The 21,098-nt window shown below is 40.6% G+C and carries 18 protein-coding genes; all 18 read right to left on the bottom strand.

Translation table 11 applies throughout. The features are described from left to right. Positions 1 to 166: 166 nt before the first annotated feature. The 18 genes from ribF to tsf all read right to left on the bottom strand — a co-directional run bounded on the left by ribF (position 167) and on the right by tsf (position 21,035). Positions 167 to 1,108, bottom strand: a complete 942-nt coding sequence (ribF, locus tag ACLIJJ_RS09010) for a bifunctional riboflavin kinase/FAD synthetase (RefSeq protein ID WP_411410762.1) — start codon at positions 1,106 to 1,108, stop codon at positions 167 to 169. Positions 1,109 to 1,185: 77 nt separating this feature from the next. Further along, complete coding sequence (truB, locus tag ACLIJJ_RS09005; protein ID WP_233314358.1) at positions 1,186 to 2,100, bottom strand: tRNA pseudouridine(55) synthase TruB; 915 nt, start codon at positions 2,098 to 2,100, stop codon at positions 1,186 to 1,188. A gap of 136 nt (positions 2,101 to 2,236) precedes the next feature. Further along, positions 2,237 to 2,599 carry a 30S ribosome-binding factor RbfA gene (rbfA, locus tag ACLIJJ_RS09000; RefSeq protein ID WP_233314359.1) on the bottom strand — a complete coding sequence of 121 codons (363 nt, stop codon included), beginning with the start codon at positions 2,597 to 2,599 and terminating at the stop codon, positions 2,237 to 2,239. A gap of 20 nt (positions 2,600 to 2,619) precedes the next feature. After that, positions 2,620 to 2,901, bottom strand: a complete 282-nt coding sequence (locus tag ACLIJJ_RS08995) for a DUF503 domain-containing protein (protein WP_233314360.1) — start codon at positions 2,899 to 2,901, stop codon at positions 2,620 to 2,622. Then, on the bottom strand, positions 2,898 to 5,069 hold the full coding sequence (gene infB, locus ACLIJJ_RS08990; protein ID WP_233314781.1) for a translation initiation factor IF-2: 2,172 nt from the start codon (positions 5,067 to 5,069) through the stop codon (positions 2,898 to 2,900). Before infB ends, ACLIJJ_RS08995 begins: the two co-directional genes overlap by 4 nt. Positions 5,070 to 5,088: 19 nt before the next feature. After that, on the bottom strand, positions 5,089 to 5,391 hold the full coding sequence (locus ACLIJJ_RS08985; RefSeq protein WP_233314361.1) for a YlxQ family RNA-binding protein: 303 nt from the start codon (positions 5,389 to 5,391) through the stop codon (positions 5,089 to 5,091). After that, positions 5,388 to 5,672: an RNase P modulator RnpM gene (gene rnpM / locus ACLIJJ_RS08980; RefSeq protein ID WP_233314362.1), complete on the bottom strand. Its 285-nt coding sequence runs from the start codon at positions 5,670 to 5,672 to the stop codon at positions 5,388 to 5,390. Before rnpM ends, ACLIJJ_RS08985 begins: the two co-directional genes overlap by 4 nt. 15 nt (positions 5,673 to 5,687) lie before the next feature. Continuing rightward, the gene (gene nusA, locus ACLIJJ_RS08975) at positions 5,688 to 6,818 is read right to left on the bottom strand and encodes a transcription termination factor NusA (protein ID WP_233314363.1); all 1,131 of its coding nucleotides are present in this window, start codon (positions 6,816 to 6,818) and stop codon (positions 5,688 to 5,690) included. Between the two features lie 192 nt (positions 6,819 to 7,010). Further along, positions 7,011 to 7,481, bottom strand: a complete 471-nt coding sequence (gene rimP, locus ACLIJJ_RS08970; RefSeq protein WP_233314364.1) for a ribosome maturation factor RimP — start codon at positions 7,479 to 7,481, stop codon at positions 7,011 to 7,013. Between the two features lie 285 nt (positions 7,482 to 7,766). After that, positions 7,767 to 12,089, bottom strand: a complete 4,323-nt coding sequence (locus tag ACLIJJ_RS08965; protein ID WP_233314365.1) for a PolC-type DNA polymerase III — start codon at positions 12,087 to 12,089, stop codon at positions 7,767 to 7,769. 179 nt (positions 12,090 to 12,268) lie between these two features. Next, positions 12,269 to 13,966: a proline--tRNA ligase gene (locus ACLIJJ_RS08960; RefSeq protein ID WP_237941193.1), complete on the bottom strand. Its 1,698-nt coding sequence runs from the start codon at positions 13,964 to 13,966 to the stop codon at positions 12,269 to 12,271. Between the two features lie 90 nt (positions 13,967 to 14,056). Next, complete coding sequence (gene rseP / locus ACLIJJ_RS08955; protein ID WP_233314367.1) at positions 14,057 to 15,325, bottom strand: RIP metalloprotease RseP; 1,269 nt, start codon at positions 15,323 to 15,325, stop codon at positions 14,057 to 14,059. A gap of 15 nt (positions 15,326 to 15,340) precedes the next feature. After that, positions 15,341 to 16,483, bottom strand: a complete 1,143-nt coding sequence (gene dxr / locus ACLIJJ_RS08950) for a 1-deoxy-D-xylulose-5-phosphate reductoisomerase (RefSeq protein WP_233314368.1) — start codon at positions 16,481 to 16,483, stop codon at positions 15,341 to 15,343. A gap of 74 nt (positions 16,484 to 16,557) precedes the next feature. Next, positions 16,558 to 17,352: a phosphatidate cytidylyltransferase gene (locus ACLIJJ_RS08945; RefSeq protein ID WP_233314369.1), complete on the bottom strand. Its 795-nt coding sequence runs from the start codon at positions 17,350 to 17,352 to the stop codon at positions 16,558 to 16,560. A 16-nt stretch (positions 17,353 to 17,368) separates the two neighbouring features. Continuing rightward, complete coding sequence (gene uppS / locus ACLIJJ_RS08940; RefSeq protein WP_411410761.1) at positions 17,369 to 18,145, bottom strand: undecaprenyl pyrophosphate synthase; 777 nt, start codon at positions 18,143 to 18,145, stop codon at positions 17,369 to 17,371. 497 nt (positions 18,146 to 18,642) lie between these two features. Then, positions 18,643 to 19,200, bottom strand: coding sequence for a ribosome recycling factor (gene frr / locus ACLIJJ_RS08935; protein ID WP_233314371.1), 558 nt, complete (start codon positions 19,198 to 19,200; stop codon positions 18,643 to 18,645). Then, positions 19,200 to 19,925: a UMP kinase gene (gene pyrH, locus ACLIJJ_RS08930; protein ID WP_233314372.1), complete on the bottom strand. Its 726-nt coding sequence runs from the start codon at positions 19,923 to 19,925 to the stop codon at positions 19,200 to 19,202. The genes frr and pyrH overlap by 1 nt, the downstream gene beginning before the upstream one ends. A gap of 225 nt (positions 19,926 to 20,150) precedes the next feature. Further along, complete coding sequence (gene tsf / locus ACLIJJ_RS08925) at positions 20,151 to 21,035, bottom strand: translation elongation factor Ts (RefSeq protein ID WP_233314373.1); 885 nt, start codon at positions 21,033 to 21,035, stop codon at positions 20,151 to 20,153. Positions 21,036 to 21,098 lie beyond the last annotated feature (63 nt).

The raw sequence follows: 21,098 nt of genomic DNA, 5'->3' as shown, positions 1-21,098 counted from the left end.
TTTACTGAGCAAAACGTTGGTGATTCGATTTTGCCAAGCAAAGGTTGTTTTTAGTACGTTTATAAGAATAACCTTTTTTCATAAAAAAAGCAAGAAAATCATCTATTAATTTTTTAGGATTGGGATACCTGTCACTATCATTGCCAATCCTAGTTATTTTTAAACATTATAGATTAGCAAAGTAAGCAATTGCTGTCTGCTTATCTCTTTCAATTTGCTCAACAAGCTCTTGAATGCCGTTAAATTTCTTCTCGCTTCTTATCCGCATATGCCATTCAATGGTAATAATCTGATCATAAATATCTTGATTAAACTCGAAAATATGCGCTTCAACGGATTGAACAGTCTTGCCAGGATGGAATGTCGGCTTCGTTCCCACATTACAGACGCCATTATACCATTTCTCGCCAACATTCACTTTCACAGCATATACGCCTTGTGGAGGAATGATTTCCTCGTCCCCAGTCTTGACGTTCGCTGTTGGGAAACCAATCGTTCTGCCCCGCTTGTCGCCGTGAATGACTTTACCGTGGTTTGTATAGAAACGGCCAAGGAGCTTTGGAACCTTTTCCATATCTCCAGCATTTATATAGGATCTGATTAAGGTTGAGCTAACCTTCTCCCCTTCAAAGGTCTCCTTGCTGATTATCGTTGTCCCAAACCGCTCACGGCCATGAAGAGCCAATGTTTCGGAAGTGCCTGCTGCTTTCATTCCATACGTATAATCAAACCCGCAAACAACATGCTTAACATTAAGATCCACCAAATATTGATCAACAAATCTTTGCGGATGCAATCCGGCAAACTCTTTTGTGAAATGGACGATAAATAAGTAATCAACACCAAGCTTCTCCATCTCAGCAATTTTCGTTTCCAGTGACGTAATCAGACCGATTTGTTTCTTTTCTTTTGACAACACTAGAGACGGATGGGGATCAAAGGTCATAACTCCAGTCTTCAATCCCAATTCGCCGGCAATTTTTTTAGCTTCCCCGATGACCTTCTGATGGCCAAGATGGACTCCGTCAAAGTAGCCCAAAGCCATAACCAGTGAAGGAATTTCCATAGAATGCATATTTTCTATATTATCTATTCTCACTACTCTCAAACTTGACTCACCTTTTTCTAGCACCTGAAATTTATTTTTCTTATGCCTGTCCTTATACCGACAACGCTACAGTCTATTTACAAAACCTTTAAAATTTTTGAAGGCTTTATCATTCCTTGTTTGGAAGGATGATGCACATAAATCGCTATAGCTTCACCACTTTCCGTAAACACAGCAATTGGCCCTTCCGTTTGGAGGAGCTCGGGCGGCGCTTCAAGCACTGCACCGTTGCGGACTCTCATAGCTAATGTATCATTTATTTCATATTTCGGCAAATAACTGAGCGCATCCTCAATCGGTCTCAAGCTTTGCTCTAAAAGCCCTTTACTTTGCGCTTCTTCAATCTGCTCAAAGGTAAGACAATCGGACAAAGTCATTGTGGCCGAACGGGTTCTTGATAGATCCGACATATGAGCAGGGTAACCGAGCTTCTCTCCAATCATGACTGCTAATGTTCGAATATATGTCCCTTTGCTGCAATCCACTTTAAAGCGGAAGGAAACTTGCTCACCGGACAGTGACTCCCACTCATCAAGCAGTTCTATCTTGTAGATTGTCACTTCCCGTGTTGGCCGCTCTACTTCTATTCCCTGTCTTGCATACTCGTAGAGCCTTTTCCCATTGACTTTCACAGCTGAAAACATCGGTGGAGTTTGTTTAATTACACCTGTCAGTGAACGGAGTACTTCCTCCACTTGTTCCCTTGTAATGGAACCTGTTACGACTTTTTCCTCGACCTTGTCGCCTGAGCTGTCTTCTGTTGTTGTGGAGTATCCGATGGTTACTTCCCCTTCATACGATTTACCTGCATCTGTTATGTATTCAGCAACCTTAGTCGCCCTTCCTAAGCAAATCGGTAGAACACCTGTAACATCAGGATCCAATGTCCCTGTATGACCGATTTTTTTCATGCGCAATATTTTGCGAAGCTTAAACACACAGTCGTGTGATGTCATGCCCTTCGGCTTCCATAATGGCAAAATGCCCTCCATATTTTCCAACCCTTTCTGTTAAACAAAATGACTCCTATTGTCTATTGTTTCAAAAACAAAGAGGAATACCCTCTTTGCTTTTAAGACAGATGAAAATAGGAGTCATACTTGCTGCTAAAATTATTTAACAGCTTTCTTATTTATCTGATTCTGATTCCGATTCTCTTGCTATTTGATGAAGCAATGTATCGATTCTGTTTCCGTAATCAATAGACTCATCAAATTCAAAAGTAATCTCTGGCGTTTTGCGCAAGCGAATTCTTTGTCCAATTTCAGAACGTATAAATCCTTTTGCTTTTGCCAGCCCTTTTAGGGTATTTTCGCGTTGTTCTTGATCTCCCAATACGGAAATGTATACAGTTGCCTGCTGCAGGTCACCTGTTACTTGAACATCTGTAACTGTAACGAAGCCAATACGAGGATCTTTAATCTTTCTCGTAATGATCTCGCCAAGCTCTTTTTTCATTTGTTCGCCAACACGGTTGGGTCTAAGGCTCATAACATTCTCACCTCGTTCTATTAAAGCCATTCTATAGCTGTCGTCGAAGCTTCAATTTCCGGAAATGAATCGATCAGCTTCAAAGCATTCTGAAGCTCTCTTTCTGCTGCAACCTTGACAGATGCTACCGTTACAACGGCGAGCTCTGTCCGCTGCCACATATCCTGGAAGTCAACCTCCGAAACAGCTATATTAAATTTTTGTTTCAAGCGATCCATAATTCGCTGGAGTACAGCGCGCTTCTCCTTGAGCGAATGAGCATCATAAATGATGCACTCAACTGTCAGAAGACCGACAATCATTTGCGCTCAATTTCTTGCATTACATAAGCTTCAATGATGTCTCCTTCTTTCATATCATTGAAGTTCTTAATAGTGATACCACATTCATACCCTTGAGAAACCTCTTTTGCATCATCTTTGAAACGTTTCAGCGCATCAACTTCTCCTTCAAAGATAACAATGCCATCTCTGATGATGCGGATACCGCTGTCTCTTGTAATTTTTCCATCAGTTATATAAGAACCAGCAATCGTACCGATTTTTGAAACTTTGAATGTTTGGCGAACTTCAGCCTGACCGATAACTTTCTCTTCGAACTCAGGATCAAGCATACCTTTCATTGCCGCTTCAATCTCTTCAATTACTTTATAGATAATGCGGTGTAAGCGCACATCTACTGCTTCGGCATCTGCAGCTCTTTTCGCGTTGACATCTGGTCTTACGTTAAAGCCGATAACAATCGCATTAGAAGCAGCTGCTAGAGTAATGTCAGATTCGTTAATAGCACCGACACCAGTATGGATGATTTTAACATTTACACCTTCAACTTCGATTTTGTAAAGTGCTGCTGCTAGCGCCTCAGCTGAACCTTGAACGTCTGCTTTCAGTACGATGTTCAAGTCTTTCATTTCGCCTTGTTTCATATGTTCGAATAAGTTATCAAGGCTGATTCTCGCCTTTTCAGATCTCTGTGCCTGAATTGCTATAGAAGAACGTGCTTCACCAATTTGGCGTGCCGTTTTTTCGTCTTTAAATACAACGAAGCGGTCACCAGCTTGCGGTACTTCATTTAATCCCGTGATTTCAACAGGAGTAGATGGACCTGCAGTTTTAACACGACGGCCAAGATCATTTACCATTGCACGGACACGGCCAAATGTGTTTCCGACAACGATTGGATCACCGATGTTTAATGTTCCGTTCTGGACTAATAATGTCGCAACAGAACCTTTACCTTTATCCAACTCTGCCTCAATAACTGTACCAACAGCATTGCGATCTGGATTAGCCTTGTACTCTTCTACTTCCCCTACAAGAAGAATCATTTCAAGAAGTGTATCAATACCTTCACCAGTTAATGCAGATAGCGGTACAAAAATAGTATCTCCACCCCAAGCTTCTGGTACTAATCCATGTTCTGTCAGTTCCTGCATAACTCTGTCTGGGTTTGCAGTCGGTTTATCCATTTTGTTTACAGCTACGATAATTGGCACTTCAGCCGCTTTCGCATGGTTAATTGCTTCAACTGTTTGAGGCATTACTCCGTCGTCAGCTGCAACAACAAGGATTGTGATATCCGTAATTTTAGCACCGCGTGCACGCATTGTTGTAAACGCAGCATGTCCTGGTGTATCAAGGAAGGTAATTTTTTTACCGTTCTCTTCAATTTGGTATGCACCGATATGCTGTGTAATACCGCCTGCTTCACCTGCAGTCACTTTCGTGTTACGGATGCTGTCAAGCAATGTTGTTTTACCATGGTCAACGTGACCCATGATTGTAACAACAGATGGACGTTCGATTAAAGCAGCTTCTTCGTCATCACCGAAATACACTTCAAGATCAGTTGTATCAATTTTAATTTCTTCTTCTACTTCTACACCATAATCTCCAGCAATTAGTTCAATGGAATCTTTGTCAAGATCTTGGTTGATCGTAGCCATTACACCAAGCATGAATAATTTTTTGATGATTTCAGAAGGTTCACGATGCAGTTTTTTTGCAAGTTCTGCAACTGTTAATGAATCACTGAACGTAATTTTTGTTGGCAGTTCTTTTTCTTTTTTAGGAGCTGGAGGAGCTGCTGGAGCTTGACCTTGTTTCCCCTTGCGATTGTTGTTGTTATTTCTGTTTTTATTGTTATTATTGTTGTTGTTGTTGCCTTTTGGTTTGTTGAAACCTGGTTTTGTATTATTAGTTTTAGTTTGAGTTGTTTTTCCTTTTTCAGCCATTGCATCACTTTCTTCTTCATAAGTTTCTGCTATATTTTTTGATACAGCATTCTTATTGTTATTTTGTATCGCTTCTGTACTTTTATTATAAATACTATCCAATTTTTTTACTGCTTCCTCTTCTAGTGTTGTCATATGATTCGAGACTTCTACATTCATGTCTTTCAGCTTTGTAATAACATCTTTACTTGATATGTTGAATTTTTTTGCGTATTCGTAAACTCGCATTTTACTCATCATTTCACCCCCGCAAGAATTAATCGAGCAGCGTTAAAAGTTTTTTTGCAAATCCATTATCCAAAACAGCGACAACCACTCTTGCTTCTTTGCCTATTGACTGTCCAAGCACTTCCCGGTTAGGTACCATTTTAAACGGCACTTTATAGGAATGGCACTTGTCCATTATTTTTTTGGCCGTGTTTTGTGAAGCATCTTCCGACAATAATATTAGTTTTGCATTTCCGCTTCTAATTTCTTTTACGGTAAGTTCCTCACCAGAGGTAATTTTCCGCGCTCGATATGCTAAGCCAAGTAATGACATCCATTGATTATTGTTCATTTGGATTGTCCTTGCTCCTTCTCTATTAAATCAAGCAGCTCGTCGTATACAGAATCTTCAATTGCAACGTCAAGCTGATTTCCTAGAATATTCTTTTTCTTGGCTAAAAGCACTGCTTCTTTATCCTTAGAAAGATATGCTCCGCGTCCTGATTTCTTTCCAGTTAAATCAACAGATACTAGACCTTCCTTCGAGCGAACGATGCGAACTAGTTCTTTTTTTGGTCTCATTTCACCTGTAGCAACACATTTGCGCATTGGTACTTTTTTTCTGCTGTTCACACTCATTCACCCCAATCAATCTAAATCTTCACTATTTAAGCGAAAATCCTCTTCTTCCTCATCATTGTCATCAAACGTTAACAGCGAAGCTTCAGTTGGATAAATCCCAGCTTCTCTTGCATCTGTTTCAGATTTGATGTCAATCTTCCAGCCAGTCAGCTTAGCAGCAAGGCGAGCGTTTTGACCTCTTTTTCCGATTGCTAATGAAAGCTGATAATCAGGAACGATAACAGTTGTTGCCTTTTCTTCCTCATCTACAATTACTTCCAACACTTTAGATGGGCTTAGAGCATTAGCAACAAACACCTTTGGATCTTGCGACCATTGGACGATATCGATTTTTTCCCCTTTAAGTTCATTAACAATTGTCTGAACACGAGTTCCCTTAGGGCCAACACATGAACCTACTGGATCTACTTCTTCATTTTCAGAGTGTACAGAGATTTTAGATCTGTCACCAGCTTCACGAGCAACAGACTTAATTTCTACAGTGCCGTCATAGATTTCTGGAACTTCCATTTCAAACAATCTTTTTAGCAAGCCAGGATGTGTTCTAGACACATAAATTTGTGGACCTTTTGTTGTTTTTTCAACTTTCGTCAAAAATACTTTAATACGGTCATGAGGCTTGTAAAATTCATTTGGCATCTGCTCATTTGCAGGTAGAATCGCTTCGATTTTTCCTAAGCTCACGTAAATGAACTTGCTGTCTTGGCGCTGAACAATACCTGTCATAATATCTTCTTCACGGTCGATGAATTCCGAATAGATGATTCCTCTTTCCGCTTCACGAACACGCTGTGTAACAACTTGTTTAGCTGTTTGCGCAGCAATTCGGCCGAAGTCCTTTGGAGTCACTTCCAGTTCCACGACATCTTCCACTTCATAGTTTGGATTTACCTTTTGAGCATCCTCCAATGAAATTTCCAAACGCGGATCAAAAACTTCATCCACCACTTCTTTACGTGCAAATACACGCATTGTACCTGAACCTAAATTTAAATCTATGCGAACATTTTGTGCTTGATTGAAGTTTCGGCGGTATGCAGAAATAAGTGCGGCTTCAATAGCCTCAATAATTACATCACGCGAAATTCCTTTTTCTTTCTCAAGCAATACAAGAGCATCTACTAATTCACTGCTCATGAGAGTGTATCCCCCTTTAACCTCAACGGAAAATATAGAGCGGAAGCCCTTTGACCAAACCAAACAACTTACGAGTCAGTACTAGAAGTCGGGCCTGACTATTAAGTGTCGAAGGTTTAAGGGCTTGACGCAAAAATAAAATAAGTGCAAAAGTGCTTTGCTATAAAATTTTGCCAAAGCACTTCGTATTTCTTACGAGAAACTCACTGCAAGCCTAGCTTTAGCAACTTTCTCATAAGGAATTTCAATGGTTTTTTTTCTAGTTTTGATTTTCACTTCTACTGTGACAACATTGCCATCAAAACCTGTAAGGATTCCTTCAAAGGTTTTTTCGTTGTCAATCGGTTCATATGTTTTAATATGTACATTTTTCCCAATTGCCTTTTGGAAATCCTTATCCTTCTTCAAAGGTCTTTCGGCACCAGGAGAAGAAACCTCTAGGAAATAGTTTTCTGGAATCGGATCCAGTTCATCCAGTTTTTCGCTTAGCTTTTCGCTGACCGCAGCACACTCATCAATATCTACACCATTGTCCTTATCAATGAAGACGCGCAAAAAGTAGTTAGGACCTTCTTTTACATACTCAATGTCAACTAGTTCTAAGTTAAGATCTTCTAATATTGGGTTAACCATTTCTTCGACTATCCCTGTTACTTTGCTCAAACTTTTTCCCTCCTTAAGCAAGGAACAATTATTGAGGCAAGAATGCAGACTGTTCAAGCATGCTTTTCTTGTCTAACCTGTTTAATAATTTTTCGCTTTCCAAATAGAAAATACCACCCGTAAAAAGGTGCGTACAATAGGAAAGAGTGGGTTGCCCCACTCTCCATTCGCGAAAGTTATCTTTAGTATTTCCAACTAAACTATACCATAACCGCACTATTTATGCAAATAGAACTCTGATACAGCAAGGCTCCGCCTGCCTTTTCCCTAAATTAACAAACTGTCTTAGAATAGTGACAGCTGGTTTTGGTCCGGCATGTCAGCTAAGCAGCCATGGTTATCCAAGTACTCCATGATAGTTTTAGACACTTTTCCGCGCTGTTGCAAATCTTCTTTAGACAGAAACTCGCCGTCTTGTCTTGAACGCACAATATTCAATGCCGCATTTGTTCCAAGGCCTGGAATACTGTTAAACGGCGGAATAAGAGTATTTCCTTCAATAATGAATTCAGAAGCACTTGATTTATATAAATCGACTTTTTGGAAAGAGAATCCTCGCTCTACCATTTCGAAAGCAAGCTCCATAACTGTAAGCAAGTTTTTCTCCTTAGTAGATGCATCAAGACCTTTGCCGCTGATTTCATCTATAACTGCTTTAATGCTTTGGGCGCCTTTCACCATGGCGTCTACATCAAAATCTTCTGCTCTTACTGTGAAGTATGCTGCATAGTAAAGAAGCGGAAGATGCACTTTAAAATAGGCAATCCTTACGGCCATGAGGACGTAAGCCGCAGCATGCGCCTTCGGGAACATATATTTTATCTTTTTACAAGAATCAATGTACCATTCCGGCACTTCATTTTTACGCATTTCCTCTTCCATCTCATCAGTTAGACCTTTACCTTTACGGACACTTTCCATGATTTTAAAGGCAAATGCCGGGTCTAAACCTTGGTATATCAGGTAAACCATGATGTCATCACGACAGCCGATAACTTCACTCAGGTTACAGATATTATTGTGGATAAGCTCTTGTGCATTGCCGAGCCAAACGTCTGTACCATGTGAAAGTCCAGAGATTTGGACAAGCTCTGAGAATGTAGTTGGTTTTGTATCCTCAAGCATTTGTCGGACGAATTTAGTTCCGAACTCTGGTATTCCAAAAGTACCTGTTTTGCAATTAATCTGTTCCGCTGTAACACCAAGTGACTCCGTACCGCTGAAGATTTTCATTACTTCCGGATCATCTGTCGGAATGGTTTTCGGATCAATCCCGCTCAAATCCTGTAGCATCCTGATAACAGTCGGATCATCGTGTCCAAGTATATCAAGCTTAAGCAGGTTATCATGAATGGAATGGAAGTCAAAGTGAGTCGTTTTCCATTCAGAATTTCTATCATCTGCCGGGAATTGAATAGGTGAAAAGTCGTAAATATCCATATAATCAGGTACTACGATAATTCCCCCTGGATGCTGACCTGTAGTACGTTTTACACCAGTACAGCCTGATGCAAGCCGATCAATTTCCGCACCTCTAATTTGCAGGTTATTATCCTGCTGATACGCCTTAACATATCCGTAAGCTGTCTTATCTGCGACAGTACCTATCGTTCCTGCACGGTAAACATATTCCTCACCAAACAGCACCTTTGTATAGTTATGGGCTTTTGGTTGGTATTCCCCGGAAAAGTTCAAATCTATATCAGGTACCTTATCCCCTTTAAACCCAAGGAAGGTTTCAAACGGAATATCATGTCCGTCTTTTTTATATCTAATTCCACAATTCGGGCAGTCCTTATCTGGCAAATCAAAGCCTGAACCGACTGATCCGTCATTGAAGAATTCTGATTGCTTACAGCTTGTACAAACGTAATGAGGCGGAAGCGGATTAACCTCTGTGATTTCGGTCATTGTGGCAACGAAGGATGATCCGACAGATCCACGTGATCCTACCAAGTATCCATCATCCAATGATTTCTTCACCAGTTTATGAGAAATCAAGTAGATAACGGCGAATCCATGGCCGATAATACTTTTCAGCTCTTTCTCTAGCCTTGCCTCTACGATTTCTGGCAATTCGTCCCCGTATATTCTTCGGGCCATGCTGTAGCTCATTTCGCGCATTTCTTCATCTGCGCCTTCAATTTTCGGTGTGTACAAGTCATCTTTAATCGGCTTGATTTCATCTATCATATCGGCAATCTTATTGCTGTTGGCAACGACGATTTCCTTTGCTTTGTCTTCTCCTAAAAAGCGGAAGCCGTCAAGCATTTCATTTGTAGTCCTGAAATGAACATCAGGAAGTTTATGCCTGTTCAGCGGGTTAGCTCCGCCTTGAGAACCGACGAGTATTTGTCTGTAAATTTTGTCGTTCGGGTTTTGGTAATGGACATTTCCTGTTGCGACAACAGGTATATCAAGTTTCTCACCGAGCTTTGTGATATTTCCGATGATTTCTTCAAGGGCCTTTTCATTTTGTACTAGCTCCATTTCAATTAAATGGGCATATACTTCTTTCGGCATTACTTCCAGATAATCATAAAACGGCGCCACACTTTCCACTTCTTCCGGCGCTTTTTGCATCATTGCCTCAAATACTTCTCCTTTATCACAGCCCGAGCCGACAAGCAATCCTTCTCTGTGCTTTTGCAGGACAGAACGCGGTATGCGCGGCACACGGTAGAAATAATTCAAGTGAGAAATTGAGACTAGCTTGAATAGGTTTTTCAAACCAACATCATTTTGGGCTAGCAGTGTGCAATGATATGGACGGGCTCTTTGATAGGCATTGCCTTGTCCCATATTCTCATTAAGCTGATTATGATTGGTGATGCCTTTTTCCTGTGCATCCTTCAACATTTTCAACACTAAATATCCCGTTGCTTCTGCATCGTAAATGGCACGGTGATGCTGTGTCAGTTCAATATCAAACTTTTTCGCAAGTGTGTTCAATCGATGGTTTTTCATCTCTGGATACAAAAATCTTCCTAGTTCCAATGTATCAATGACAGGATTATCTGATTTTGGCATTCCAGCCTTTTGATAGCCGACATTAATAAATCCGACATCAAAGGAAGCGTTGTGAGCAACAAGTATGCTGTCTCCAGCCCAGTCTTTGAATTTGCGCAGGACGATACCAATCTCTGGCGCACCTTGGACCATATCATCTGTAATCCCAGTCAGATTAATGGTAGTTGCCGACAATCTGTGATGAGGGTCTGCAAATGATTCAAAGCGGTCGATAATTTCTCCGTTATGAATCTTCACCGCTGCCAATTCAATGATTGTATTGTAAACAGCAGATAACCCAGTTGTCTCTACGTCAAACACGACATATGTTGCATCTTCTAAATGCAGATCCTTTTCGTTATATGCAATCGGCACACCGTCATCGACTAGATTCACTTCGACTCCGTAAAGGATTTTCACGCCATTTTTCTTTCCGGCACCAAAGGCTTCCGGAAAGGATTGGGCAACTGCGTGATCGGTTATAGCAATCGCTTTATGACCCCATTTTTTCGCCTGGCCGACAAGCGCTCCAACAGACGAAACAGCATCCATTTGGCTCATTGGAGTATGGAGATGAAGCTCGACTCTTTTTTCGCCTTCTTTAGCTGTGTCCTGTCTTTCGACTGGCTTTATTTCATTTAAGTCATTCCCGATCATCACTAAGTCTCTGACAAAGGTATCGTTCTGAATGCTGCCTCGCGCCCTTAGCCACATTCCTTTTTTAACAAGCTGGAATAACGCTGCATCCTCCTTGTCTCTTGAGAACATCTTCACCATGATGGAGCTAGTGTAGTCGGTAATCTTGAATGTCAGCAATGTTCTGCCGCTGCGAAGCTCCTTCGTCTCTGCGAAGAACACGTATCCTTCAATTGTCACTCGTCTTTCTTCATCGACAATTTCCTCAAGTCGGCGGTAGTCGCTGTCATCCTTAATTGTTAAGCCGATTGTAAGCGGACCTGATGGAATGCTCGCATCGCCAGCTTCTTTGTCAGCCTCCATCTTCTGAATATCAAGCATGGCCTGTTTTCCTCTTTCTTGATCTTCCAGTCTTTTCGCTTCAAGGAACTGGGCATATGCGTCATTCGTCTCTTGAGTTGCCACTTCTGTATCGATCATCATAGCTGGAAAACCAAAATACTGATAAGCATTTGAAATTAAATCAGCATATTTGCGCTTAATAGCCAGTCCTTCCATTTCGTTATTGACTGTTATCGTCAACTTGTTGCCTTGAATTTTCGGCACTTGTTCATTAAGCAATTTAATGAGCGGCGGTGCAATTCCCTGCATTTGTTCAATACATGCAGACCAATAATCCCTTATAAGTATTTCATCAGCAAGGCTTGATTGAACATTTATATTGAATGTCACTGTTGCAATATGCTCGAAATTGCTGACAAGTTTAGTTGTGAACAATTGATAAATGTTATAAGGAATAATGCTTTCAAACGCGAAATGGAAATGCCATTTTTTCGCTTTTCTTTCAATGACTATTTTATCTATTTTAGCGTTACGAAAATGGGTAACAATCGCATCATCTGTTAATTGAAGCTGCTGCAATAGCAATTGAAATCGTTCCAATTTCCCTTCTATTTCTGCCATTTGTTCTCCCCTTACTTTTCTATATTTCTTTTATTGGTGCTCTACCAAGCTACATTATATCATAATCTATTTTTTCTTATTGAATAAAAGGCTGCTTAAATGTTGGCAATTTAAAGAACGGTTGGCAGCCTATTTACACCATAAAAAAAAACTACAGCTTGTCGCTGTAGCTGTAAAACTTAGTTGGAAAGCTTTGCAAGAGTCTCAAGCAGATTATCAACATGAACCTCATGAACCTCGCCGCTGCTTCTTTCTTTCAGTTCTACAATTCCTTCTGCCGCTTTTTTGCCGACAGTAATACGAATTGGCAAACCGATCAAATCAGAATCTGCAAACTTTACTCCCGCTCTTTCCGCACGATCATCAACAAGCACATCATAACGGTTTTGCTTCAAGCTATTATATAGCTTGTCTGTCAATTCTGTTTGAGCTTCGTCCTTAGCATTAACTGTAATCAGATGCAGATCGAATGGTGCGATTGCTTTTGGCCAAACGATGCCTCTCTCATCATTAAATTGCTCAACGATTGCAGCCATTGTTCTAGACACACCGATACCGTAGCAGCCCATGATGATAGACTGAGAACGGCCATTTTCATCCAGATAGCTCGCACCCATTGCTTCACTGTAGCGAGTTCCTAGTTTAAAGACATGACCTACTTCAATTCCTTTTGCAAACACGATTGTACCTTTTCCATCTGGAGAAACATCCCCTTCTTGAATGAAGCGCAAATCAGCATATTGACTTACAGCAAAGTCTCTTTCTGGGTTTACATTCGTATAATGATAGTCTTCTTCATTTGCTCCGCAAACACCATTAACAACATATTGAACCGCATTATCTGCAATTACTTCCACATCTTTAACGCCGATTGGTCCGAGTGAACCAACACTGCAGCCTAGAATATTCTTTGTTTCGGACGCATCAGCAAGCTCGACAGTTGATGCTTCAAGCAAGTTTTTCAATTTAATATCGTTCACTTCATGATCTCCGCGAACTAATACAAGTACATGCTTGTCGTCCACTTTAAATAGAAGTGATTTGATGCATTTATTTTCTGAAACATTCAAGAAAGCTGAAACTTGCTCGATTGTTTTAACGTTTTCTGTTTTTACCTTCTCAAGCTCGCCTTGAGGTGTATCCTCTTTTTCATATACAGCAAGCACTGGTGCCATTTCAATATTAGCTGCATAGTTTGATTCTGTTGAATAAGCGATTGTATCCTCTCCAACATCGGAAAGTGCCATAAATTCATGCGTATCTTTTCCGCCCATAGCGCCGCTGTCTGCAATAACAGCACGGTAGTTCAAACCGCATCTTTCAAAAATATTGCAATATGCCTGGAAGATTGCATCATACACTTCCCCAAGACTTTCGTGAGAGCTGTGGAAGGAATAAGCATCCTTCATGATGAACTCACGGCCACGTAAAATCCCGAATCTTGGTCTCTTTTCATCTCTGAATTTCGTTTGAATTTGATAAAGAGATAAAGGCAAACGCTTATATGATTTAATTTCATCCCTAATTAGGCTTGTGATTACTTCCTCATGTGTTGCACCGAGGGCGAATTCACGATTATTACGGTCATTTAGACGCATTAATTCTGGTCCGTAAGAATACCATCTGCCAGACTCTTGCCAAAGTTCTGCTTGTTGCATAGCAGGCATTAGCAGCTCGACTGATCCTGAATTATCCATTTCTTCACGGATAATTTGTTCAATCTTTTTCAGCACTTTATTTGCTAATGGCAAATAAGAATATATTCCGCTCGCATTCTGCCTGATATAGCCTGCGCGCAAAAGCAGCTGATGGCTTTTAATTTCTGCGTCTGCTGGCACTTCCCTTAAAGTCGGGATTAACATTTTACTTTGCTTCATTATTTAGCACCTCTATTTTTATTTTCAAACAAATCACGAATGAAGGTGAGGTCTATTTTCTCCTCACCCATTCACAGATTAACTAATTGATTATTTAAGGAAGAAACGCTGAATATCGTTCCACGTTACCACAATCATTAGCAGCATCAGCAATGCAAAGCCAACAAAGTGAACAATTCCTTCTTTATGCCTGTCAATCGGCTTGCCTCTGATTGCCTCAATAGCAAAGAAGATCAATCTTCCGCCGTCAAGAGCCGGCAGCGGCAGCAAGTTCATGATACCTAAGTTAATGCTCAAGATAGCCGCCCATCTCATCAATGAGTATATACCTGATTGAGCGACCGTATCCGTTGATTTATAGATTCCCACAGGTCCGCTTAACGCATCGATGGAGAATTGTCCTGTTACCAGTTTACCGACTGCTCCAATGATCGTTTTCGTCCATGTATAGGTTTCTGTTACACCGTATTGGAATGCTTTTAACGGGGATTTTTCCATCGGGCTGTATACACCAACTAATCCGATCTTTTCTCCGTCTTCCACTTCCGTTTCTTTAGGCGTAACGTCAACAGTCATTTCCTGCCCGTTTCGGACAAGCAGGAACTCAAGCTCTTCACCTGGGCTCTTCTGAATGATAGAGACAACATCCTCCCAAGAAGAAACAGATTGTCCGTCAATACTTAATACGGTATCTCCTTCTTTTAAGCCTGCAGTGATTGCTACACCATCCTCTGTCAATTTGCCAAGCTTCGGCTCATTGGAAGGCATTCCTTGTGTTAAAGCAATGATAACAAACACAACGAAAGCTAGAACAAAGTTCATCATCGGCCCTGCAAAGATAGCCAATGTGCGTTGCCATAGAGTTTTACTATTGAATTGACGATCATATGGCGCAATTTGTGTTTCAATGCCATTTTCGATGATAACCGCTTCTCTATGAATTCGGAATACTTGCAGCTCTTCATTCATATCATCTTCTGCATAACCTTTGATCGTTAAATCGTGATCTAGGTCGGCAGCTTCAACATTAATTATTCTTGCATTCGGATACTTTTCTTTGTTATTAAGAATGATTTTCTCCACTGATCCATCTTTGCCAAAAAGCAGCCCAATCCGATGTCCTGCTTTAATTTCAATCATTTCAGCGTCTTCCCCAGCCATGCGGACAAATCCGCCTAATGGAAGAAGACGAATGGTATACGTTGTTTCTCCTCTCTTTTGAGAAAAGACTTTTGGACCGAATCCAATTGCAAATTCACGGCACAGGATACCTGCCCTTTTTGCAAATACGAAGTGTCCGAGCTCATGAAAAAACACTAACGCACCAAAAATGATAATAAAAGCAACTACTGTATACAATATATAACCACCTTTTTATAGAAGTGTGCTTGCAATTTTTCTCGTTTCTTGATCAACCTCTTGGATAATGGCAAGGCTTGGATTAGCGATAAGACGATGATTGTTCAACGCTCTTTCAATCAGCTCTTCAATTTGCAAGAAGCTGATTTCCCCTTTCAAGAACCTGGAAACAGCCACTTCATTGGCAGCATTTAAAACGGTTGGCAGCGTACCGCCGGCTTTGCCCGCTTCAATCGCGAAATGCAGACAGCGGAACCGTTCAAGATCCATCTCCTGAAAATGCAGTTTCCCGATTTTTGCAAGATCGAGACGTTCTGACGATCGAAGGGGAAGGCGGTCCGGATATGTCAGCGCGTATTGAATAGGCACTTTCATGTCTGGTGTGCCAAGCTGAGCAATGACACTGCTGTCATGGAATTCGACCATAGAGTGGATGATGCTTTCCTTATGTAATAAGACATCAATTTGATCATAAGGCAATGCAAATAACCAAAATGCCTCGATAACCTCCAAGCCTTTATTCATCATTGTTGCAGAATCAATCGTGATTTTCGCACCCATTGACCAATTTGGATGCTTTAGGGCATCCTCTACTGTCACATGCTGCAGGTCTGCTCTCGATAAATCACGGAAGCTGCCGCCTGAGGCTGTTATGATTAAGCGTTCAATATTTTTTTCTTTTTCACCTTGCAAGCATTGATAAATAGCTGAATGTTCACTATCAACAGGGAGGATGGGAACATTATTCTTTTTCGCTGCTTCCATCACCAAGTGACCAGCTGTCACCAATGTTTCTTTATTGGCAATTGCAATTGTCTTTTTTGCTTCGATTGCCTGTAAAGTGGGGTATAAACCGACACTTCCAAGCACAGCATTCACCAGTATGTCCGCCTTGTCAAAGACTGCTACCTCTACCAAACCTTCCTGACCAAACGTAAACTTGGTATTAGCAAACTCAACCTTTAATTTGTCGCAGTCTTCCTTTTCAGTAACCGATACTAATGCTGGCTGGAATTCTGCGATGATCTGCCTTGTCAGCTCTATATTTCTGCCTGAAGAAAAGGCGACAAGCTTAAAGCTATCGGGATGTTCTCTTATGACATCCAGCGTCTGTGTTCCTACCGAACCAGTTGCACCTAATAAACTGATATGTTTCACTGTCTCACTCCCAGACCATGTTGCTATATTTCTTCATTCGTAAATTCACAGCATTTTTCAAACTTAAATGCTGATTATATCTTACCTACTATATCTAAAATAAAATACAGCAGCGGCCAAACAAACAGTAAACTGTCAAAACGATCCAGGATGCCGCCATGTCCCGGAAGAATCTTACCAGAATCTTTAACACCGTAATGGCGTTTAAGCGCAGATTCTGCCAAATCACCAATTTGTCCAAAAATAGACAAGATGATTGTAATAAACGGTATTATAGACCATTCTATGTAGCCAAACACATAAAATAGAACTGAAACGATAACGGCACAAACAATGCCTCCGATAAAGCCTTCAACAGTCTTATTCGGACTAATCTCCGGCCAAAGCTTCCTTTTTCCGATAGCTCGTCCAATAAAATAAGCACCTGAATCTGTCGCCCAAATAATAAATAATGAGTAAACGAGGATAGTCAGATCATTATTTGAAATTTGCACAAAAAAATGAAAACCGACACCCATATAAAGGACAGAAAGGACGGAAAAGCCGACATCATCAAAAGTAAATTTGTTTTTAGATGCAACCATATAGCTTAAATAAAGCATGATGGCAAGCAAGCCTATTTCTGTTTTTGACAAGTTCCAATGTGCTAGAAAACCGCTGTATTGATCTGGCAATATAAATATCCATGTCACCAGCAAGGAAAGAATGCCGCTAAAAGATAAAAGCGGAAGCTTTCTCATCTTCAGCAGCTCGTATAAACCAATGGCCGCAATTAAAAATGTAAACAGCACCAATGGCATGTCGCCAAGCAAGATAAACAGGATAAAAATAGCTGCCGCAATCACTCCTGTAATAGTTCTCTGTTTCATACATTCACAACCCTTATTAGACTCCTCCAAAACGCCGCTGGCGACTTTGGAATACTTCAATAGCTTCGATTAAATGCTCCTCTTTGAAATCCGGCCAGAGGACATCTGTGAACCAAAGCTCTGTATAGGCAAGCTGCCACAGCATAAAGTTGCTTATACGGATTTCGCCGCTTGTGCGAATCAGCAAATCCGGATCATTCAGTCCGCCTGTCATCAAATAAGATGAAAAGACTTCTTCTGTAATGTCCTTTGCTTCCATACTTCCGTTTTGACAATCTTTTACGATGTTGCTTACCGCTTGAAGAATTTCCGATCTGCTCCCATAGTTCAAAGCGAAATTCAAATTCAAGCCAGTATTATTTTTTGTTTTTTCCACTGCATTATCCAATGCTTTTAAGGTATGTTCCGGAAGCTTTTCTTTATATCCAATGGCAGTCACGCGAACATTCTTCTCAATTAACTCCGGCAAGAAGGTTCCTAAAAACTGTTCAGGCAGTGACATGATATAATCAACTTCCGTTTTCGGCCGTTTCCAATTTTCTGTTGAAAAGGCATATAGGGTCAAAACTTTTATCCCCAAATCATCAGCCATCTTCGTAATGCGTTTGACACATTTCATTCCTTCATGATGGCCAGCTATCCTTGGCAGCTTTCTTTTTTTAGCCCATCTGCCATTGCCGTCCATTATGATAGCGACATGCTCCGGAACTTTCTGCTGCTTTATTTTGCTTATCTGGTCTTGGAGAGTATTAGTAGTGGTCCCCGTCTTCCATAACCTTAATTTGTTAAACATACTATTGTTCCTCCAAAGTAGATCCTCTCACATCAATTATATCCTTCTTATGTTACTTTAGCTTTTTCTTATATAAGTAGAAAAACATCCACATTCCTTGTATGCGCAAAAACAGTGAGGGTAGGCTTACAATGTTCCCTTTATATCTTATAGGAAACTAGACTGCATAAGCAACCAAAAATACAAATAGCTTATAATAAAGCGAAAAACCCCCTAATAATAGAGGGTTCTTTAGTTTAGACAAAGCCCTAACCAATCATTCAGGCATATAAAACAGGGTCTTTTACGCACCCTCTTGCCCAGAAGCTTTAACGCTACCTTATTACTGGAATAAGATGAGAAAGCACTGGCTACCCGAGAGGTTACGAAATCTTAATTGAATTCATCTCTGGCATGCAACCATTAAAGTCTGCATTATATCTTCCTTAGCGAGAGAAAGAGTGAAAAAGGCTTTGGTAAATTCAAATTCGCTTCCCTTTTTGGCAGCAAACTTTCTATTATACCTCTAGAATTTCTTTTTCTTTCTCTTTTGTCAATGCATCCACTTTTGTAATGTAATCATCTGTAAGCTTTTGAATATCATCACTGTAACCACGCAAAGCATCTTCTGTGATTTCACCGTTCTTTTCAAGCTTTTTCAAATCGTCATTCCCATCTCTGCGGATGTTACGGATAGCGATTTTCGCTTCTTCTGATTCTTTTTTAACGTTTTTAACCAGTTCCTTACGGCGTTCTTCTGTAAGCATTGGGATAGTCAGGCGAATGATATTACCATCATTCGTTGGGTTTAACCCAATATCTGATTTTAGAATAGCTTTTTCGATTTCACCTAGAATTGATTTATCGTAAGGCTGAATGACAAGCAGTCTTGCTTCCGGCACGCTGATTCCAGCTAGTTGGTTTACTGGTGTTGGCGCTCCGTAGTAATCCACATTGATGCGATCTAGAAGGGCTGCATTAGCTCTTCCTGCACGGATGCTTGCAAGTTCACGTGAATAGCTTTGGATTGCTTTATCCATTCTTTCCTTTGTACTTGAAATGACTTGTTTTGGCATTATTTTTTCCCCCTTACTAATGTTCCGATTTTTTCACCCATAACTGCTCTTTTAATATTGCCTTCTTCCATAATAGAGAATACAATCAGTGGAATATCGTTATCCATACATAGGGATGATGCAGTTGAATCCATGACAGCAAGTCCATCTTTAATCACATCAAAATAAGTCAGCTGATCATACTTAGTTGCGTTTTTATCTACTCTAGGATCTGCAGAGTAAACTCCGTCCACATTGTTTTTAGCCATCAAGATAACTTCTGCTTCAATCTCAGCAGCTCTTAATGCAGCAGTAGTATCTGTGGAGAAGTACGGATTTCCAGTTCCTGCAGCGAAAATAACAACACGTTTTTTCTCTAGGTGGCGAATCGCACGTCTTCTGATGTAAGGTTCAGCTATTTGTCTCATATCAATTGATGTTTGTACACGTGTTTCAATACCTAATTGTTCTAAACTGTCCTGCAAGGCTAATGAGTTCATGATAGTGGCAAGCATTCCCATATAATCGGCATTTGCTCTGTCCATGCCCATTTCCTCACCGATTTTGCCTCTCCAAATATTCCCGCCGCCGACTACAACGGCAGCTTCTACACCTAGTTCAGCAACTTCCTTCACTTGCTCCGCTACATTTTTGATGACAGCAGGATTAATGCCAAAACCAGCTTCGCCAGCTAAAGCTTCCCCGCTTAATTTTAGAACAACACGTTTATATTTTGGATTACTCATGGAAACCTCCGTATGTATTAAATGTCTTTAAAAATAGGGAACACAATGTGCTCCCCTTCTTAAACTTGTCGAAACACCATTCTTTAGCCATTCCATGCTGCTTATCTTCCAAGATGGAAAAAGCAGTGGTTTTGGAAGAAGAGCGCATCCAATCAACTAACCATTTCATGAATGATACACAATATAAGGAACACAGGAGTGTTCCTATATTGAATCCGACAAATATTATTTTTTGTTAACTTGGTTCATTACTTCTTCAGCAAAGTTATCTTCGCGTTTTTCGATTCCTTCTCCTACTTCGTAGCGAACGAACTCACGCAAAGTTGCACCTTTAGACTCAACGAATTGACGAACCTTTTGGTCTGGGTTTTTAACGAAAGTTTGGTCAAGAACACAAACATCTTCGAAGTATTTGCCAAGGCGGCCTTCTACCATTTTTGCAACGATGTTTTCTGGTTTGCCTTCGTTAAGAGCTTGTTGAGTTAATACTTCTCTTTCGTGTTCCACTTCTTCTTGAGAAACTTGGTCACGAGAAACGTATTTAGGGTTTAGTGCAGCGATATGCATAGCGATATCTTTAGCTGCAGACTCATCAGTAGAGCCTTCTAATACTGTTAGAACACCGATGCGTCCGCCCATGTGAAGGTAAGCACCGAAAGCGTCGCTGTCTGTTTTTGATTTGATTTCAAAACGGCGTAATGAAAGCTTTTCGCCAATCTTAGCAATAGCAGCATTGATGTGAGATTCAACAGTAGTTCCTTCAGTGATGTTTTGAGCTACAGCTTCTTCTACAGTTGCAGGCTTGCTGCTTAGAAGATGTGCTGCAAGTTCTTTAACAAGCACTTGGAAACCTTCGTTTTTAGCAACGAAATCAGTTTCTGAGTTCACTTCAAGAATTACTGCTTCGTTACCTTCTACAGCGATGTAAGTAGTACCTTCTGCAGCGATACGGTCTGCTTTTTTAGCAGCGCTAGCGATACCTTTTTCACGAAGGAAATCGATTGCTTTTTCGATGTCGCCGTTTGTTTCTGTAAGTGCTTTTTTGCAGTCCATCATACCAGCACCTGTTTTTTCACGTAGTTCTTTAACCATTTGAGCTGTTACAGCCATGTTAATTGCCTCCTTGTATTTTCCGTATGTACGTATACTTATTGTTTTTCCATTTATTATTGC

The organism is Niallia laureatilytica, assembly GCF_046613985.1.
Lineage (GTDB): Bacteria > Bacillota > Bacilli > Bacillales > Cytobacillaceae > Niallia.
This window is presented reverse-complemented; position numbering and strand designations above follow the sequence as displayed.

Excerpts from the sequence above, each read along its gene's own strand:
- rbfA (WP_233314359.1), bottom strand. The coding sequence starts at position 2,599 with ATGAGCCTTAGACCCAACCGTGTTGGCGAACAAATGAAAAAAGAGCTT.
- ACLIJJ_RS08995 (WP_233314360.1), bottom strand. The coding sequence starts at position 2,901 with ATGATTGTCGGTCTTCTGACAGTTGAGTGCATCATTTATGATGCTCAT.
- uppS (WP_411410761.1), bottom strand. The coding sequence starts at position 18,145 with ATGTTTAACAAATTAAGGTTATGGAAGACGGGGACCACTACTAATACT.
- ACLIJJ_RS08960 (WP_237941193.1), bottom strand. The coding sequence starts at position 13,966 with ATGAAGCAAAGTAAAATGTTAATCCCGACTTTAAGGGAAGTGCCAGCA.
- infB (WP_233314781.1), bottom strand. The coding sequence starts at position 5,069 with ATGAGTAAAATGCGAGTTTACGAATACGCAAAAAAATTCAACATATCA.
- truB (WP_233314358.1), bottom strand. The coding sequence starts at position 2,100 with ATGGAGGGCATTTTGCCATTATGGAAGCCGAAGGGCATGACATCACAC.
- frr (WP_233314371.1), bottom strand. The coding sequence starts at position 19,200 with ATGCCAAAACAAGTCATTTCAAGTACAAAGGAAAGAATGGATAAAGCA.
- tsf (WP_233314373.1), bottom strand. The coding sequence starts at position 21,035 with ATGGCTGTAACAGCTCAAATGGTTAAAGAACTACGTGAAAAAACAGGT.
- ACLIJJ_RS08965 (WP_233314365.1), bottom strand. The coding sequence starts at position 12,089 with ATGGCAGAAATAGAAGGGAAATTGGAACGATTTCAATTGCTATTGCAG.
- ACLIJJ_RS08985 (WP_233314361.1), bottom strand. The coding sequence starts at position 5,391 with ATGAACAATAATCAATGGATGTCATTACTTGGCTTAGCATATCGAGCG.
- ACLIJJ_RS08945 (WP_233314369.1), bottom strand. The coding sequence starts at position 17,352 with ATGAAACAGAGAACTATTACAGGAGTGATTGCGGCAGCTATTTTTATC.
- nusA (WP_233314363.1), bottom strand. The coding sequence starts at position 6,818 with ATGAGCAGTGAATTAGTAGATGCTCTTGTATTGCTTGAGAAAGAAAAA.
- pyrH (WP_233314372.1), bottom strand. The coding sequence starts at position 19,925 with ATGAGTAATCCAAAATATAAACGTGTTGTTCTAAAATTAAGCGGGGAA.